Below are 16458 nucleotides of genomic sequence, written 5' to 3'. Positions count from 1 at the left end.
GTAATATGATTGCGCTGGGATATTCGATCGAGAAGGCGCCTCCGAAAAATGCTGATTTGCGGGAGGCGGACGATAGCGATCTTCATTACGACCTGTTTCTTGGTGATATTGTGTTCCGGGTAAACGGATCTGACTTGAGCACGCGATGGGGATGGGTTCCAGTGCTCGATTTTGCGGTATGCCTCCACAGAATTTCTGAAGCTTTGCGGCCAGGTGTGTGTGAGAGCTTTGAGTTTACGGAGTCGGAGCATCGAATCGATTTTTTGCTGAATGGAGAGATTGTTGAGGTTCGCACGACCTACGGAGCTCCATTCGTCTGCGTACCACATGCCGAGCTTCGGGTATCGGCGAAGCGGTTTTTGAAGCAGGTGATTGATGAGCTGGAGTCTAGTTATACGACGTTGAAGCACAATCCATTCATTCGTCGACTCTACCCAGAGTGACAAACCTCCGCACGAGAGTACGCGCGGCAGTAGACGGACCCGCCGGGATCGGCGGCGTTCGCGTATCGGCAGGGGTGCCACCGGTGCGGCATTCCGGTGGCGCGGAAGCATCTCGTGCATCAGGCGATGTGCAAGCTGAGGTGGCATTAATTTCTTGTACGAGGATCCGCGCTCGGACCTGCTGGGACGGGGCTTTCTCGGATTCGGGAGGGTTCGTGTGGGAGCTCAAGATCCCGCGCGGGCGCGCCTCTTGGATGCGCGCCCGCACGTGGTGTCGTACAACCTCGACGGCAGCTTCCATTACGACGCGCGCGGGTGTCTGGAGCGGGACCCGGAGCGGGAGATCCGGTACACGAGCTTCGACCTGCCGCGTGAGATCACCACGGCAGCGGGGGTGACGCGGTTCGACTACGACGCGGCGGGGGCGCGGGTGCGGAAGGTGGGCCCGGCGGGGACGACGGTGACGGTGGGCGGCCTGTACGAGCGGCGGCAGGGGGAGGAGGGGACGAAGCACGTGTTCCTCGTGCCGGGGAGCGACGGGCTGATGGTGGCGCAGGTGGTGGTGGAGGCGGGGAGCGCGGCGCGGCGTGTGCAGTACCTGCATCAGGACGCGCAGGGGAGCGTGACGCTGGTGACGGAGGCGGACGGGAGCGCGTCGAAGTCGGCGTATGCGTATTACGAGCCGTTCGGGAGGCGGATCGAGCGCGACGGAGCGCCGCTGGGTGGCTTGCTGGCGGAGCTGCGGCTGGGGCTGACGGGGCACGAGCACGACGACGAGCTCGGGCTGATCAACCTGAAGGGGCGGATTTACGACCCGAAGCTGAAGCGGGTGCTGACGCCCGATCCGGTGGTGTCGGCGCCGCTGTTCGGGCAGAGCTACAACCGGTACAGCTACGTGCTGAACGACCCGATGAACCTCGTGGATCCGACGGGGTACGAGCCGACGGGGCCGGACTGCACGACGTGCGCGCCGTGGACGCCGCCGGGTGATGGCGGCGGGGGAGTGACCATCATCTCGGGGGGCAGCGGAGATGGGGGCGACGGGAACCCTTACTCCCGGGACGGGAGCGCCGACGACCGCGACGACCTAGGTCCGCCTCCGCCTCCGCAGGTGGTGAAGTCGGACGTGGACGGGTTCCAGGGAGCGGGGGCCGGGTCGCACCAGGAGAGCTTGCTGGTGCAGCTGTTGAACGAGCGTGCGCGGCAGGACCGGCTGTACCACGAGGCGCTGCAGCGCGATACGTTCCGGGTGACGCAGTGGGCGATGCTGGGCGCGGGCGCGGCGCTGCTGGTGTGGTCGGGGGGCTACGCGCTGCTGGCGATCGAGGAGCTGTCGGTGTTCGGCGGGGCGGTGGGGATGACGTCGACGCAGGTGGGGGCGGCGAACGCGGCGAGCTTCGCGCTGAAGGCGGTGCCGGCGCTCGTGGGCGAGGTCTGGGTGCTGGAGGGGCTGAGCCAGAACGACCCGGGGAGGATCGCCGACGGGCTGATGATGGCGGCCTCCGCGGGCGCCAGCTTCGGCGAGGGGCTGGGGGCGGGGCCGCGGGCGGGGGGAGGGGCACGAGCACCGCGCCGGGGAGGTCCGGCCGCGTCGCGCCGGCGTGCCGCGCCCGCGCGTCGGCGGCGGACAGGGGCGCGCCGCCCAGGGTGAGCGTCCCGGTCGCGGCGCCGAGCAGGACGAAGCGGACGCGCCCCGCGGGGTCGACGTCGAGGAGGGGCGCGCGCCGCGCGCCGAGCACGCGCTCGGGGAGGAAGAGATCGCACGGGCGCCCGTCGTCGCGCCGCTCGCCGACGTCGAAGGCGCGGGGCGGCGCGAGGTGCTGGACGAAGAGGACGGTCGTGCCCCACGAGACGAGGATCTCCACGGAGCGCACCGCGGCTCCCGCGGCCTCGCCGGGGCTCGCCGCGTCGGGCGGGCACGCGGCCGTGGGGGTTGCGTCGGTGATGGCGGCGGCGCCGCCCGCGGCGTCCGATGCGTTCGCGCTGGGCATGGATCTCCCCTGTGCGCCGCGCGGAGCGGCGCGCTCATGTCGTCAGAAATCCGGCGGCAGGCGCGTGGATCCGCGCCCTCCGGGCGACGCGCTCGGCGCTCCGGCCGGCGGTCCGTCGTGCCAGCGACAGACAGCGGCGCCGCGGGGAGGTTCCGGCGGCGAGGGGGGCGGGCGTTGCTCGATGGGAGCGCGGCGCGGGCGTCGCTCGGCAGGAGCGCGCCGCGGGCGTTGCTCGGCGGGAGCGCGCCGCGGGCGGCGCGGCGCGAGCCCGCTGAGGCCCGGGCCGCCGGCGGATCAGCTCCAGCCCACCTGCAGCACGCGCGCCCCCGCGCTGCCGCCGCCGATGCGCAGCACGATCCCAGCGGTCGTCCGCGGACGTGGGAGGGGGTGTTCTTTCTGCCCGAGGCGGAGAGCATGTGGGCTGCCGTTTCAGAGGATTCACCCGGCGAGGGGGGGAGGCGCCCGCGCGTCCCGTCGGGCTCTGACGTGCGGGTTGACCTCGTAGACCCCTCGCGAAGGGCGCGATTCAGAGAGCACGCGACCGACGACCCGCGCCGCCCCTCCCTTCGCCTGCGGCGCTCACGCCGCTTCGCAGCTCGGGCTCCGCGCACGCGCGATGGGAGGCGCCTCGCTCGGGAGCCCGAAATGCTTGAGGATGGCGACGATGGTGCGAACGGCGAAGGAAGGTGCCGGCGCCAGGCGGCGAGAGCCGCGCGCTCGACGTCGCGACGTCAGTCGACGGAGAGCTCGACCGCCGTGTCGTCCGGGTACGTGAAGCTCTGCTCGACGGTGAACGGCTCGCCGAGGGAGCACAGGCCCTCGTCTTCACACGTTTCCGCGCCGAAGAGCTCGAGGGCGATCTTGAACGCTCCGGGCTGCACGGCGACCGCGCGCGGGCAGTCGTCGGCGAATGGATTGTCCGGCTGCGCCGCGCAGGCGATCGGCATCTGCTGGGTCTCGTATAGCAGACCGCTCCAGGAGAACGTCGCGCTCTCTCCGGCGGCGATCTCGAACGTGCTCCCGCCCAAGCAGTCTTGCGGCCAGTCGTCTTCCGTCTGGACCTCTTCGCAGGTCATATACACCCACGGGTAATCCGCCGTGCCGAGGCGCCCGCCCTCCGGACCGATGCGGAAGCGCTCGACGCACTCGTTGCCAAGGTGATAGATGGACGTCGCTCGGTGGTTGGTCACCCTGATCGTCACCGGGGTTCCCGGCTCATCGTCCTCGAACGCCGAGCAATCGACCTCGCCGCCGCCGCTGCCACCGTTGCCGCCGGGCCCTCCGCCGGAGCCGCCGTCCCCGCCCTGGCCGCCGCCGCTGGCGGAGCTGCTCGTGGAGCCGGACGGGCTCCCCCCCGTCGTGTCGTCGCCGCATGCGGACGCCAGCAGACAAGCGCAAACCATCGCCAAGAATCTCGACATGAGCGTTACCTCTCGAGCCCGCGGACGGCAAACGGCGGGCCAGGCTGGGCGAGCCCGAAGAACGCGTGGTTTTGTCGCGTCGCAGGAGGGAGCGTGTGCCGCGGTGAGCCTTTCTGTGTCGGATAGGCGAGGACGTCGAATGTGCCTTCTACCGCCCAGTGGCCGGTTGTCGGGGCGCCTCGGGTCGGTCGGCGCTGCGCGACCGAGCGCGTTTGCCGCGAACCTGGGGCGCGGGCAGCTCCGCGGGCGCGCCGACGTCAGGGCGTCAGGGCAAAGCAGTAGATCCCGCCGTAACCGCCGCCGGCGCCGACGCTGGTCGAGCCCTGCTGCGGTCCCCCCGCGTCCACGAGGTTGACGCCCGGGGTGCACCCGGCCGCGTCGTGGGCCGACATCCAGTGGGCCATGTTGATGCCGCCCGGGCCGCCGGCCCCGCCGCCGCCGAAGCTCCTCGGCCACGAGTGCCCGAGACGCGGTTTCGAGCTCCTGTCCGCTGCGGCGCTCGTCCAATCGCTGCACGTGGCCGTCGCGCCATAGAGCCGCCCCTCCGCGTTGCTCCCGGTCAACGTGTCGTGGTTGTCCACCTCGGGCAGGCTCGGATCGGGCTGGTGGTTGGGGACGCCGTCCTCGTTCGGCAGATCGTCGGCGACCGCCTCGTCGGCCCCGGAGGGGCGCTCGTTCAAGAGCTCTTGTTTGTTGTTGGCGACCAGCCGGCCGATGCGGTCGTACCAGGGCCCCTCGCCGATCCGATCGATCGCGTCGACCCGCTTGCCGTCCTCGCCTGCCGCGGCGCTCAGGAACGCGCGCCACGTCTTGCTCCCAGCGCCCGGCAGGCTCTTCTCGGCGATCGTCGCGCAGATCTTGTCCGCTCCGCGGAGGCCGGCGCCCGGGCCGGTCTCCCCGAAGCGGAGATCGCCCCCGAAGCCGTCCTGGGAGCCCGACAGCTCCCGCATGGCGGCGAGGCTGGTTACGAAGAAGCTGAACTTCTCGGTCGTCCCGCCGCCGGTGGACGCGGTGGTGCTGCCGCCGCCGGTGGACGCGGTGGTGCTGCCGCCGCCGGTGGACGCGGTGGTGCTGCCGCCGCCGGTGGACGCGGTGGTGCTGCCGCCGCCGGTGGACGCGGTGGTGCTGCCGCCGCCAGCGGTCGCGGAGCCGCCGGAGCTCGACGACGCGCCGGTCGCTCCGTCGCTCGAGGATTCGGTGTCCGAGGCGGAGCAGCCGAGCGCGGGAGAGAGCAGCGCCAGGGTGAGGGGGAGCAAGGAGAGGTGATAAGCGCGTTTCATGGTCTCGTTTCCTTGTCTTGGTAAGCTGGACTGTCGGTCGCGCCGCGATCGGCGAGGCTCACTGGCCCCGCCCCCGCACGGCTGGTTACAGAACGGCACACGCGGCGTGAGGAGCCGGCAGCCCCTTCGCCGGCCTCCAGCTCCCAGCAAGGCGCCGACGAGGCACGTGGGGGCGCCGGTCGCTCGCTCCGTCCGGCGCCCGGAGCCGTCGGGGCCCCCGGCGTCCGGCGTGCCGCTCACGCCCTCCGTCGAGGTCGAGCAGCCGAGCGACACGGCAGAGAAGCCCGCCGAGGGCGCTGGCGCGGCCTCCGCACCGATGGGGGAATTTTACAATTCCAAGGAGTTCTTGCGACATCTCGATGACCAGGTTGAGGTGTCGCAGGAACGGGGGTCAATCATTATTTACGGGCGCCGCGCCCGCGCGAACGCCGGCGCTCACCTGCCACTCCGGAGGCGTGTACAGTATAGCGGTAACCGCTGAGCCCAACGGGACACGCTTACCCGCTAAAGACTAGGGTGTTCCGGATGGCACGAACACATCGTGGTTGTGCGATGATGTCAACCGAACGTTGGGGCGAGTGGGCGCTTGCCTTCGCAAAGGCGTTTGGACCCCCATACCCACGTCGGCGACCTCCTCGTTGGCCCACATCCAGGTCGGCCAGCGATCGAAGGCGCGCAGCACCGCGCGGGCGCTGCTCCCCGCGTCCGCGCAGCCCTTCACATAGCGGTTGACGCGGTAGCGATCGGGCCAGTCGCCCTCGACGGCGATGAAGGAGGCGCCGGCCTCGACGATCTGCCGCCTGGAGAGCGCTGCGCGCCACGTGTAGCGCTCGCGCGTCCCGTGCGTCGCCTCGCCCAGGAGCGCGCAGCGCGCGTCGCCGATGCGCTCGGTCAAGGGGTCGAGATCGGCCGTGGAGCGCAGCGGCCGAGCCAGCGCGCGGAGCCCGGACACGAGGTCGGGTAAAAGTGTCGCTTCCTCGGATGTCCCGCAGGCGCGAGCTTTCGCGAGGTGTTCCCGGAGACGATCCGGATCGATCCCATCGACTACAAACTGGTTGAACATTTGCACCCCAACCAAGCGCTGCCCGCTCCGGTCGTACGATTCCCAGCGATAAGCGTGATCGAACCGCCCTCCGCTGGGAATGGTCGTCTGATGGTGTCGTCTCGGCCAACCTTCTCCAGACCTCTCCCCCGAACGGCCCTCCTCCCCCTGTTCGTCGCGTGCGGCCCCAGCGATGGCGGCATCACAGTTGATGAGGATGACACCACCAGCACCGGCAGCCCGACCAGCGGCTCTTCGTCGGCTGGCACCACGTGGTCCGTGGCCGGCACCGGCGGCGGTAACATCAGTGGCGTGACCTCGGGAACGGGCGGTCCCTCGACGAGCGGTGCGGGCGTCCGTGGCCCGGACCCGACGGGCGCCGGCGGCTCGAAACCGACGGGCGGCGGGGACACGACGCTGGTCGGGGTCGAGACCCCCGGCGCGGACTGTCCCGTGCCCAACATGCCCGCCTTCAGCGAGCTGAAGGCGTATGACGAGCTGCACGATCCCTTCACCATGATGGAGGGTACGAAGGTGACGACCCGGTCGCAGTGGGTGTGTCGGCAGCGGGTCCTCGGCTTGACGGTGAACGCATCGCGCTGCGCCCTGAAACTTCTCGTTTACCTGTCATTGGCATAGTCACAGCGCAAATTCGCACACGTGACAAAACAGCGTTACCAACGCGAAAACACATAGACTTCTTTACCGTCTGCTATAAGTACGGCGATTGCGTGTCACTTACTACGTGCCATGCACGGCGTGTCGCATTCCGCCACTGCAATCGAAACATGGAGGCCTGCATGCCTGTCCGTTCTCGTGCCTCGCGCAAATTAATCGCTCTCGCGGTTCCCGTCCTCGCCCTCTTCAGCTTCCCTGGCTGCGCTTCAGATATAGGATCCGGCGGTACCGGGGGAGACGGCTCGGGCACAGGCGGCGGGACATCGGGCGGGAGCGGGGGAGTCACCACGAGTGGAGGCTCCGCGACCAGCGGTGCTTCCACGACCAGCGGAGTCGCCGGCATGGGCGGCGGTGCTCCGACGGGCGGAACCGGCACGGGCGGCTCCCCGACCGGCGGGACCGGCGGGACCGGCGGGACCGGCGGGAGCGGCGGGACTGGCGGCGGCGAATTCACGTGTACCCTGCCCACTTTGCCCGAACCGAGTGGTCTGACCGAGGTAAACCCGAAGCTCCCGGATCCGTTCACCTTCTTCAACGGAACGAAGGTCACCACCAAAGAACAGTGGGAGTGCCGCCGCAAGGAAATCCTGGCGATGGCGGCCAAGTACCTTTACGGTCCAGTCCCCTCCGAACCGGATGAAGTGACCGGAACCGTATCCGGGGGCAACGTTTCAATCACCGCCAAGGTAGGCGGAAAGACAGAGACCTTCTCGGCGAGCATCAGCGGGTCCGGCAGCGTCATCGCTCTCAAGCTGTCGGGCGGGATTTTCCCGTCAGGCAGCAAGACGCTGTCGTTCGGGAGCGGCTTCGAAGGCAAAATTAGAAACCTCTTCGGCCTGTCCGAGCTCAACACCAACATCGCCAACGGATGGATGATCGACCGGGTGATGGACGTGTTGGAACAGAACCCGGGCAGCGGACACGATCCCACCAAGGTGATGGTATCGGGGTGCTCCGGATGCGGAAAAGGCGCTTACCTGGCGGGCGTCTTCAGTCGCGCCCCGGTGGTCGTCATCGTGGAATCTGGCGGTGGTGGTGTAGCCAACCTGCGTCAGGCAGAGTGGTTCAGGCACGGTGAAGGTGGTTCCGTTTGGCAGTGCTCGGACGCCAAGCCGCAGAGCATCGACAACCTCGAAGACAGCGGCATCTGCGGACCCTGGGTGACCAGCGCGGCCCGTTGGCTCCGGAACGACCCCTCGAAGGTATACAACCTCCCCTTCGATACGCATATGATCCTGGCGACCATCGCTCCACGGCATCTGGTGCACTTCACGAATGCCAATGGCAGGAACTCATGGTGTCACCTGGGTGGAACCTGCGAAGCGCTCTCCGCATGGGCAGCAAAACCGGTGTGGAAAGCGCTCGGCGTTCCAGAGCGCATGGGCTTTCAGATGTACAGCGCGAACCACTGCGGCGCATCGGGCTCTCAAACCGCCCTTGCAGGCGAGATGTTCAAGCGAGCGTTCGAAGGGAATGCCAGCGCAAACACGGACGTGGTGGGGATCCTGGACAATGGCGTTCAGCAGCCGGTCAGCGAATGGAAAGGCATGTGGGTTGACTGGGATATGGATACAGTGCTGAAGTAGTGATGCCCTCGGGGGCATGAAAGCCATTCTGGCCTTGCCCTCATTCGGCGTAATCCCCGGGCGTCGGTCATTCGCCCCACGAGCCTCCGCCGCCCGCCACACGGGCAGGCCAACACGTCCTCGAGGTACACCCGACGGAGCAGGCCGACGCTCGGCGCGCGTGCTCGACGAGGCGAAGCCCTCGCGACGTGTACCGCGACGAACGGCGCAGCGCTCGGGGCGTGCTCGACGCGGCCAGGTGCTGACGGCGATCACCAACCGTGAGTGCTCCACGGGCGCCCTGGCGGGCTCCACGGAGACGGAGCAGTCCCACTAGGTCCGGTCCAACCGGACGTAGGTGTTCATCCAACGGGCCGCCTCGCGCTGGGCTTCTGGCAGGGGCGGCCCGATCGGCCGGTTCAGGCGCTCGCCTTCCTCCCGCGCGGAGAGCTGGTGGCGCAGGGCCCAGCCCATCGGCTCGAACCAGGCCGGCCCCCCTTCCGGTGCGAAGCGGGGTCGGCTCCCGGCGTCCGCCCCCAGCCCCTGCCAGCGCTGCAGCACGATCGGCAAGAGGGCAGGGTGCAGCAAGTCCGTGAGCCAGGTGCGGATCGCCGGGACGGCGGCCAGGTCGCGGGCCAGCTCCGCGACGACGTCGGCCTCCAGGTACAGCAGCAGGGCCTCCGTCAGCACCAGGACGCCGTTCGAGGCCTCGCCGACGTGGGCCAGCAGGGCCCGGCGCGCGTCGGGCTGGGAGAGATCGACGGGGTGGCGCTCGACGTGGCACCTCGGCCGTTCGCTCGCGAGGACCTCCTCCTTGTAGGCGACCAGCCCCGGCAGGTCGGCCTCGATCCAGCGCAGGGCCGCGGGCAGGTCCAAGCGGTAGGGGCGGGTGTCGAGGCCCGCGGCGAGGTTCAGGACCGTGTCGATGCCGCCTTCCGCGAGGCGCTCGAGCAGCAGCCGGTCGAAGGAGACCGTGCGGGTCACCAGCGAGGCCACGGTGGAGCCGCCCATCGTGGCTTCGATGGCGGCGCCGCGCTCGCCGGCCAGGACCCGCGCCAGGGGGTCGTGGAAGAGCGCGTCGGCGCGATCTCCCTCCGTCCCGCGGCACCAGGCGGCCCAGCGGGCGGTGTCGGAGACGTCGCGGATCAGGGGTTCTGACATGTGGACCTTTTCCGTCCTAGGGAAGCGGGCTGGCGCCGGCTCCGCCACGATGGTGACGTCGGTATTTTGGCCCGCCACGACCTTGAAATCCACCCGAGGATACGACGGCAAGTCACCCAGGAATCCCACCTGGAGCGCAGCCCTCGTGAGCCAGCATGTTCCTCTGCGAGGCCTACGGCGACCTGCTTCTGTTCGGTTTCGGCTTCGTCGCGCCGCTCGAACAGGAGGAGTCCCTGCGGATGCTCTTCACGACGATGGTGAGCGGCGCCATCGTGGAGCGGGGCTATTCGCTCCACGGGGAGGCGCGCGTGCGTCGTGATCAGATCCCGGCCGGGCTCGAGGTCAGCGCGCCGCCGAGCGTGATCCAGCTCGACCAGCCGCCGTCGTAGTACTTGTGCCAGATGGCGTTGTCGGTGCCGCGCGCGAACACGACCAGGCGCCCTTCGGGCGTGACCGCGGACCCGGGCTGATCCACCATGGCGCCGCCGAGCGAGCTCCAGCCGGACCAGCCGCCGTCATAGTACTTGTGCCAGATGGCGTTGTCAGTGCCGCGCGCGAACACCGTCAGCCGCCCCTCGGCCGTGACGACCGCCGACGGGCCCGAGGCGATGGTGCCGCCGAGCGAGATCCAGCTGGACCAGCCGCCGTCGTAGTACCGGTGGACGAGCTCGCCGGTCGAGCTCCTCGCGAAGACGACCAGGCGCCCCTCGGCCGTGACGACCGCCGCCGGATCGTGCGTCGTCGCGCCGCCGAGCGAGATCCAGCTGGACCAGCCGCCGTCATAGTACTTGTGCCAGATGGCGTTGTCGGTGCCGCGCGCGAACACCGTCAGCCGCCCTTCGCGCGTCACGGTCGCGGCGGGGGCCGACGCGAGCGGGCCGCCGAGCGAGGTCCAGCCCGACCAGCCGCCCTCGTAGTACTTGTGCCAGATGGCGTTGTCCGAGCCCTTCGCGAACACCGTCAGGCGGCCCTCCCGCGTGAGCGTGGCGGAGGGCGCCGAGGTGAGGCTCCCGCCGAGCGAGGTCCAGCTGGACCAGCCGCCGTCGTAGAACTTGTGCCAGATGGCGTTGTCCGAGCCCTTCGCGAACACGACGAGCCGCTGCGTCACGTCGCGCAGGATCGGGGACTCCTCGAGGATCGACGTGATCCTGACGCCGGCGTTGGCGCCGCCGCTCGAGGTGCACCCGCCGTTCGTGTGGACGCCGACGATCTTGCCGGACGCGGCGTGCAGCACGCCTGAGCCGGAGTTGCCGCCGAGCGTGTCGAGAGAGTTATACTGGAGATAATCGCCGCTGAAGCCGCTGGCCGGGCCCGCGTCGACCTGCTTGGGCTCGCCGCTCGGGTGGCCGATGACGGCGAGCATGTCGTTGACGGCGGCGTCCGTCGTGGAGACGACCGTGAAGCCGTAGCTCGCCGCGGCGCTCCGCGCGAGCTGCACGACGGCGTAATCGAGGCCGCCTTGCCGGTACTCGCGCAAGGACACGATGTCGAACGACTCCGCCGTCCTGAGGTTGCCGCTCGGGTCCTCCTGGTAACCGAAGTTGACGCGCATCTCGGCGGCCCCCTGGCTCGCCGAGATCGGCGCCTTCGAGGCGGTCCGGGGCCAGGTCCAGCCGTTGCCGTCGGGGTCGAAGCAATGGCCGGCGGTCAAGAAGAGGTTGTGCGCGATCAGCGTCCCGGAGCAGGTGCGGGTGCCGCTCACGTTGCCCGGGTTCGCGTAGCGGGACGCGAGATCGCTCTTCCACTGGATCTGCCCGACCGGGGCCTCGTGCGCTCCGACGAAACCCGTCGTCACGCCGAGGGTGCCGTCGTACTGCTCGACGTGCTGGAAGTCGACCGTGCTGCCGCAGATGGTGGGCTGTGAGACCTCACCCACGAGCTGCTCGTCGAGATCGGGCGCCGCCACGCAGCCCATCATCATCGCCGATGCCGCCGCCAACGCGCTCGAGACCATCGCGGAAACTCGCATGTCGATTCACCCTCGGTTCGTGTTCCGCAGGTCGACGGGGAGCCCTCCCGGCCTTCGCCGGATCCGGCGGCGCCAGGGAGGCGTGCCTGCGTGTCCGGAGCAATGGCAACCTCGATGCCATCGGCGCGCGCGGCCGATCGAGGCGATTCGGGCGCGAAATCGACCGTCGCGCCGGCTCGAGGGCGCCCGGCTAGAGGCTGCAGCCTTCAGGGGTGGCGGCTCGCGCCATCACCTGGAGAGCGCCGCGCTCGCCGCGCAAGCGATGCTGAGAATACTGATGGCTCTAGCGAACGCAGGCTTCGTGGGGCAATCCGAGGATGGCGTCGCGCCCCTCGGACAGAGGCGAGTTGAACGGCACGGCGCCGTCCTTGCCCGCTGTCGCATTGACGTAATCCACCAAGTCTTGGCCGGCGCGGAGCTCGTGCATGCCGATCAGCGCGCGCGACGCTTCCGAGTAATCCTGGGAGAGATCCCGCGCCGCGCCGCCGCCGCCCGAGACCGCGGCTTCGTAGGTCGGGTCGATGACGCACTCGTCATCGGAGAACCAGGCGAACGAGCCGGTGGCGGTGAAATTGCCGTCGTCCACGACGTTGCTCGAGAGCCGCTTCGTCGTCCATTCGTTGAAGGCGGCGCCCCGATCGCTCTTCTCGCGCTGGACGGGGGTTCCGCCCAGGAAGACGTTGTCTTCGAACAGCAGGGTGCCGCCGACCCGCACGCTGGCGAAGTCCTTGTAATAGTTCATGAACACGTTGTTGAACATGTGCGAGGAGCCGCGGCGCAACAAGGGCACCCTCCGGGCCGTGCCGCGGCCTTCGTCATAGAACGACTCGCTGGTGATGAACGCGTTGTGGTGCATGGTGGTGGTGATCTGAGCGTCGATGGTGTGGTCGTCGCTGGAGCCGTGCAGGGTGGCCCGCTTCACGTCGAGGACGCGGTTGAACGACATGGTGATGTCGTGCGCGCCGACCTTCACGTCGAAGGCGGAGTCCCCGGTGAAGCTGAAGCTGTTCTTGTGGATCCAGATGTCGTGGGACGCGCCGGTGGAGCGGATCATGTCCGGATCCAGGCCATGGTCTTCCACGTGGCCGGCGCCCTTGAAGCTCAGGTGGGTGAGGATCACGCTCTCGGCGGTCTGGGTCGGCATGCCGGTGCTGTCGCGGCCTATGGCGAAGCCGCTGAAGCGAAAGACCGCGCGGCTCATGCGACCATCGATGGTGGTGTTGGAGCCGATCACGACGTTGCGAATGGGCAGGCTCGCGTCGTTCAGGGCGACGTTGAAGAACTGATGTTCGCAGTCTGCCGCCGGCACGCCTTTGACGCTGCACCACTCCTTGTAATCGACGCACTGCCGCTCGGTGGCGCCCAGCTTGGCCAGGACCGCGGGCTCGCCGCATTTCAGGCGGTACATGGCGATGTCGTAATCGCTCTTGAAATCGTCCTTGTCGAACACCACCCAGTTGTGCTCGTCGCCGGTGACGGCGTCGTAGATCTGCTGCTCCACCGAGACGTCGGAGCGGGTGGTGATCACCGTCAGGCGGCTGTTGCCGCCGGGGTCGAAGCCGCCCCGGGCTTTTTCCCCGTAGCCCACCGGCCGCCCCAGCGTCTCCGCCAGGCACCGGACGATCTCCTGATCGCTCTTCAAGGACGACTCGCGCCAATTGATGTCCGGGTTGGTCACCAGGTCGATACAGGCCCCGGAAGCTCCGGGATCGCCGGGGCCGCCGGAGGATGAGCTCTCGCCGCCGGCCGACGCGCTGGAGCTGCTGGACGAGGGACCGGCGCCGCCGGCCGACGCGCTGGAGCTGCTGGACGAGGGACCGGCGCCGCCGGCCGACGCGCTGGAGCCGCTGGACGAGGAGCCACCGGAGCTGGCGCCGCTGACGCTATCGCCGCAGGCGGAGAGAGCGGCCATCAGGGCCACAAGAGAAAGCGCGCGCAGAGGTGTGGTGCGCGCGAACAGGACTTGGCGTTGCATGGGGCCTCGTATGGTAGCAACGATCGAGCCACGGAGCGCCGCCGACGCGAAGGTCCGAATAGCGCACCTCTATTGTATTGTTTCACCATGAGCCGCCTTTCGTCCTCTTCGCCGAAAGGCGTGAACGCCACGGTCAAATGGTGGTGTACACGGTGTCAACCAGAAGTTGACAGTCGGACCCGTTGGCTCCGGGCCATCCTCCAGCATCGGGTCGGTCCATCGCACGGAGCGATGGAGGCATTGCCGGCGTGAACATGACCGTTTCGAACGTGTAGGATTCCTGCCGACCTGGCTGCACACATTCGTCGCGGGCGACGCCGCGCGCGATGCGCACGATTGCGACGGTCGATCGGATTCCCTCCGTCGAGATCCTGTGATGTGCTCGCAAGAATCGCGTCCTGCGCTCATCGTCGTATCGCGAGCGCAAGGAGCCCATGCGCCAGGTTCCTGCCCCGTGGGCTGGTGAAGCTCCGGGGCGTCCGCGTGGAAGGAGAGAGCATGAGAATCGAAGTTTGCGGCGGCGGGTGCCTGCGGAGGGTGGCGAGCTTGCTGGCCGTCGGCGCAGGGCTGCTCGCGGGAGGCTGCGCCGAGGAGGTGGCGACCGGCGAGCCGGCGGCCCTGGGGAGCGCGCGCCTCGCGTCGTCCGCGCTCGGCGCCGATCGGACGGAGGAGCGCCGCCATCACGGCGGCGGCGGCGCGCGCGGCAGGTGGCAATCGCGCGGCGTGGGCGGCGGAGGAGCCCTCTTCTCGCCGTCGATCAACCCCCACGACGGCCGCGAGATCTTCATGGCCAGCGACATGCGGGGCGTCTACCGCACGAGGGATTTCGGCAGGCGATGGACGAACCTCGACTTCCGCAACATCCAGGGCGGCGTCCTCTCGCAATTCCGGTTCACCGCCGACCCGGACGTCCTCTACGCCGTGACCTATAAAGGCCCCGAGAACGTCATTTTTGACACGGCAACGCTGGCCAAGAGCACCGACGGGGGAGCAACGTGGGACGCGCCCGTCTCCACCCCGGGGGCCCCCGGAGACGCCCACTACCTGTTCGTGGATCCCTGCGACACCGAGCGGCTGCTCTTCTCGGACACGCGCCAGCTCTACGCTTCGCTCGACGGCGGCAGCAGCTTCCACCTGGTCCACGCGACGGACTGGCCGGGCGGCCTCCTGGTCGGCGGCGTGCACTGGGACGGCGACGACATTTACGCCGGCACGAGCGACGGGCTGCTCGTCTCGCACAACGGTGGCGGGAGCTTCGCGCTCGACACCTCGATCCGCGGCCTCCCGCAGGGCGAGAAGATCGTCTCGTTCGCGGGGGCCGGGCACGGCAGGCGGGCCCGCTTCTTCGCGGTCACCTTCTCCGCCGTCGACAGCGGCGGCAACCCCCTCGTCACCGCGGACACGACCGGCGGGGAGCTCGACGCCTATGCCGGCCTCTACCGGCTAAAGGTCGGCGAGAGGCGATGGATCTCCGCGACGAACGGGCTCGGACCGAGCGACAAGCTCGCGTTCGTCGCCACGTCCGCGGACGACCCTGGCGTCGCGTACGTCGCCGGCGGCGACCGCGAGACGCTCGCGCCCATCGTCCTGAAGACGGTCGACGGCGGGGCCAGCTGGCGGCACGTGTTCAGGACCGATCACAACGCCAACATCGCCACCGGCTGGAGCGGGTCCGGAGGCGACATGGGCTGGGACTTCGGCGAGTACGCGCTCGGCCTCTCGGTGTCGCCCGAGGATCCCCGCCGGGTGGCGATCACCGATCTCGGGTTCGTCCACGTCAGCGACGACGGGGGGAGGAGCTTCGCGCAGGCGTACGTGAATCCGGCGGACGAGCACCGGAGGGGCGCGGATACCCCGAAGTCCCGCTTCTACCGCACGAGCGGCGTCGAGCAGACGTCGGGTTGGTGGCTGACCTTCCCCGACAAGCACACGATCTTCGCGTCGCTCACCGACATCCGGAGCGCCTACAGCGAGGATGGCGGCAGGTCCTGGGCTCGCGACGGCGCGAACGGCCTGACCCTGAACACCACCTACCACGCCGTCCAGCACCCGATCACCGGAGCGCTCTACGCGGCCACCGGCAGCGTCCACGACATCTACCAGAGCCCCTGGATGCGCGACGCCCGCATCGACGGCACGCCGAGCCGCCCGGCCAGAGGGGGAATCATGGTCTCCGAGGACAAGGGCGCCACATGGTCGCTCGTCGCCGATCTGGGCCGCCCCGTCATTTGGCTGGCGCTCGATCCGAACGATCCGGACCAGCTGTATGCGAGCACGGTCAACAGCGTGTCGGGCGGCATCGTCCACCTCGATCTGAGCGCGCCCGGCGCGGCGCCCGAGCCGCTCCCCGCCCCGCCGCGGACGCAGGGGCACGCGTTCAACGTCCACGTGCTGAAGGACGGGAGCATCGTCGCGACCTACTCCGGCCATCAGCCCGGCAACACCCGGACGTTCACCGATCGATCGGGCGTGTTCCTCCTGCCGCCCGGCGCGTCGGCGTGGGAGGATCGCTCCTCGCCGGAGATGCACTACTGGACGAAGGACGTCGTCGTCGATCCGAACGACCGCACCGAGAGCACGTGGTACGTGACGGTGTTCAGCCATGATGACCGCTTCTTCGGCGGGCTGTACCGCACCCGGGATCGCGGCCTGACGTGGCAGCGCATCAGCGACAAGGTCCGCGTCGAGTCGTGCGCGATCGACCCGCGCGACCCGGACCGCATGTACATGACGACCGAGCGGGACGGGCTCTGGATCACCGAGAACCTCAACGACGACGCGCCGACGTTCTTCCGCGACGGCGGGTACTCGTTCCAGCAGCCGGTGCGGGTGTTCTGGAACCCGCACGACCTCGACGAGGTGTGGACGGTCAGCTTCGGCGGGGGCATGCGCGTCAAGCGCGAGCGCTGACGGCGCCTCCGTCGCGCAGCGCC

The 16458-nt window shown here is 69.0% G+C and carries 13 protein-coding genes; 7 read left to right on the top strand and 6 right to left on the bottom strand.

From position 1 onward, the window contains the following. The first annotated feature begins 5 nt into the window (after positions 1 to 5). Positions 6 to 443: a hypothetical protein gene (locus NQZ70_RS35820; protein ID WP_129578240.1), complete on the top strand. Its 438-nt coding sequence runs from the start codon at positions 6 to 8 to the stop codon at positions 441 to 443. 268 nt (positions 444 to 711) lie between these two features. Next, a complete protein-coding gene (locus NQZ70_RS35815) occupies positions 712 to 2094 on the top strand; it encodes an RHS repeat domain-containing protein (RefSeq protein ID WP_272826337.1) in 1383 nt (460 codons plus the stop codon). A gap of 1071 nt (positions 2095 to 3165) precedes the next feature. Here NQZ70_RS35815 and NQZ70_RS35810 read toward each other — a convergent pair. Both NQZ70_RS35810 and NQZ70_RS35805 read right to left on the bottom strand, forming a co-directional pair. Continuing rightward, the gene (locus tag NQZ70_RS35810) at positions 3166 to 3855 is read right to left on the bottom strand and encodes a hypothetical protein (RefSeq protein WP_129578238.1); all 690 of its coding nucleotides are present in this window, start codon (positions 3853 to 3855) and stop codon (positions 3166 to 3168) included. A 257-nt stretch (positions 3856 to 4112) separates the two neighbouring features. Further along, on the bottom strand, positions 4113 to 4805 hold the full coding sequence (locus tag NQZ70_RS35805) for a hypothetical protein (protein ID WP_129578237.1): 693 nt from the start codon (positions 4803 to 4805) through the stop codon (positions 4113 to 4115). Here NQZ70_RS35805 and NQZ70_RS35800 point away from each other — a divergent pair. After that, positions 4804 to 5121 carry a hypothetical protein gene (locus tag NQZ70_RS35800; RefSeq protein ID WP_129578236.1) on the top strand — a complete coding sequence of 106 codons (318 nt, stop codon included), beginning with the start codon at positions 4804 to 4806 and terminating at the stop codon, positions 5119 to 5121. The two genes, NQZ70_RS35805 and NQZ70_RS35800, sit on opposite strands and share 2 nt — an antisense overlap. Before the next feature lie 525 nt (positions 5122 to 5646). Here the strand turns inward: NQZ70_RS35800 and NQZ70_RS35795 are convergent. Then, entirely contained in the window at positions 5647 to 6087 is a 441-nt protein-coding gene (locus NQZ70_RS35795; RefSeq protein WP_237244338.1) for an erythromycin esterase family protein, read from the bottom strand. A 57-nt stretch (positions 6088 to 6144) separates the two neighbouring features. Here NQZ70_RS35795 and NQZ70_RS35790 point away from each other — a divergent pair, with 57 nt between their 5' ends. Next, positions 6145 to 6816: a hypothetical protein gene (locus NQZ70_RS35790; RefSeq protein ID WP_165373714.1), complete on the top strand. Its 672-nt coding sequence runs from the start codon at positions 6145 to 6147 to the stop codon at positions 6814 to 6816. A 380-nt stretch (positions 6817 to 7196) separates the two neighbouring features. After that, positions 7197 to 8441: a hypothetical protein gene (locus NQZ70_RS35785; RefSeq protein ID WP_261344324.1), complete on the top strand. Its 1245-nt coding sequence runs from the start codon at positions 7197 to 7199 to the stop codon at positions 8439 to 8441. A gap of 312 nt (positions 8442 to 8753) precedes the next feature. On the opposite strand, the gene NQZ70_RS35780 is transcribed toward NQZ70_RS35785, so the two are convergent. Beyond that, positions 8754 to 9674 carry a class I SAM-dependent methyltransferase gene (locus tag NQZ70_RS35780; RefSeq protein ID WP_129578234.1) on the bottom strand — a complete coding sequence of 307 codons (921 nt, stop codon included), beginning with the start codon at positions 9672 to 9674 and terminating at the stop codon, positions 8754 to 8756. Positions 9675 to 9736: 62 nt separating this feature from the next. On the opposite strand from NQZ70_RS35780, the gene NQZ70_RS35775 reads away from it, so the two are divergent. Then, positions 9737 to 9970, top strand: coding sequence for a hypothetical protein (locus tag NQZ70_RS35775; RefSeq protein WP_129578233.1), 234 nt, complete (start codon positions 9737 to 9739; stop codon positions 9968 to 9970). On the opposite strand, the gene NQZ70_RS35770 is transcribed toward NQZ70_RS35775, so the two are convergent. Both NQZ70_RS35770 and NQZ70_RS35765 read right to left on the bottom strand, forming a co-directional pair. After that, positions 9901 to 11550 (bottom strand): trypsin-like peptidase domain-containing protein, encoded by a 1650-nt coding sequence (locus tag NQZ70_RS35770; protein WP_129578232.1) that lies wholly within the window; start codon positions 11548 to 11550, stop codon positions 9901 to 9903. The two genes, NQZ70_RS35775 and NQZ70_RS35770, sit on opposite strands and share 70 nt — an antisense overlap. 283 nt (positions 11551 to 11833) lie before the next feature. Beyond that, the gene (locus tag NQZ70_RS35765; RefSeq protein WP_272826335.1) at positions 11834 to 13138 is read right to left on the bottom strand and encodes a hypothetical protein; all 1305 of its coding nucleotides are present in this window, start codon (positions 13136 to 13138) and stop codon (positions 11834 to 11836) included. Positions 13139 to 14023: 885 nt separating this feature from the next. On the opposite strand from NQZ70_RS35765, the gene NQZ70_RS35760 reads away from it, so the two are divergent. Next, the gene (locus NQZ70_RS35760; RefSeq protein WP_129578230.1) at positions 14024 to 16435 is read left to right on the top strand and encodes a hypothetical protein; all 2412 of its coding nucleotides are present in this window, start codon (positions 14024 to 14026) and stop codon (positions 16433 to 16435) included. The last annotated feature ends 23 nt before the right edge of the window (positions 16436 to 16458 follow it).

It is taken from the genome of Sorangium sp. So ce836 (assembly GCF_028553905.1).
In the GTDB taxonomy this organism is placed as follows: Bacteria; Myxococcota_A; Polyangia; order Polyangiales; family Polyangiaceae; genus Sorangium; species Sorangium cellulosum_D.
This window is presented reverse-complemented; position numbering and strand designations above follow the sequence as displayed.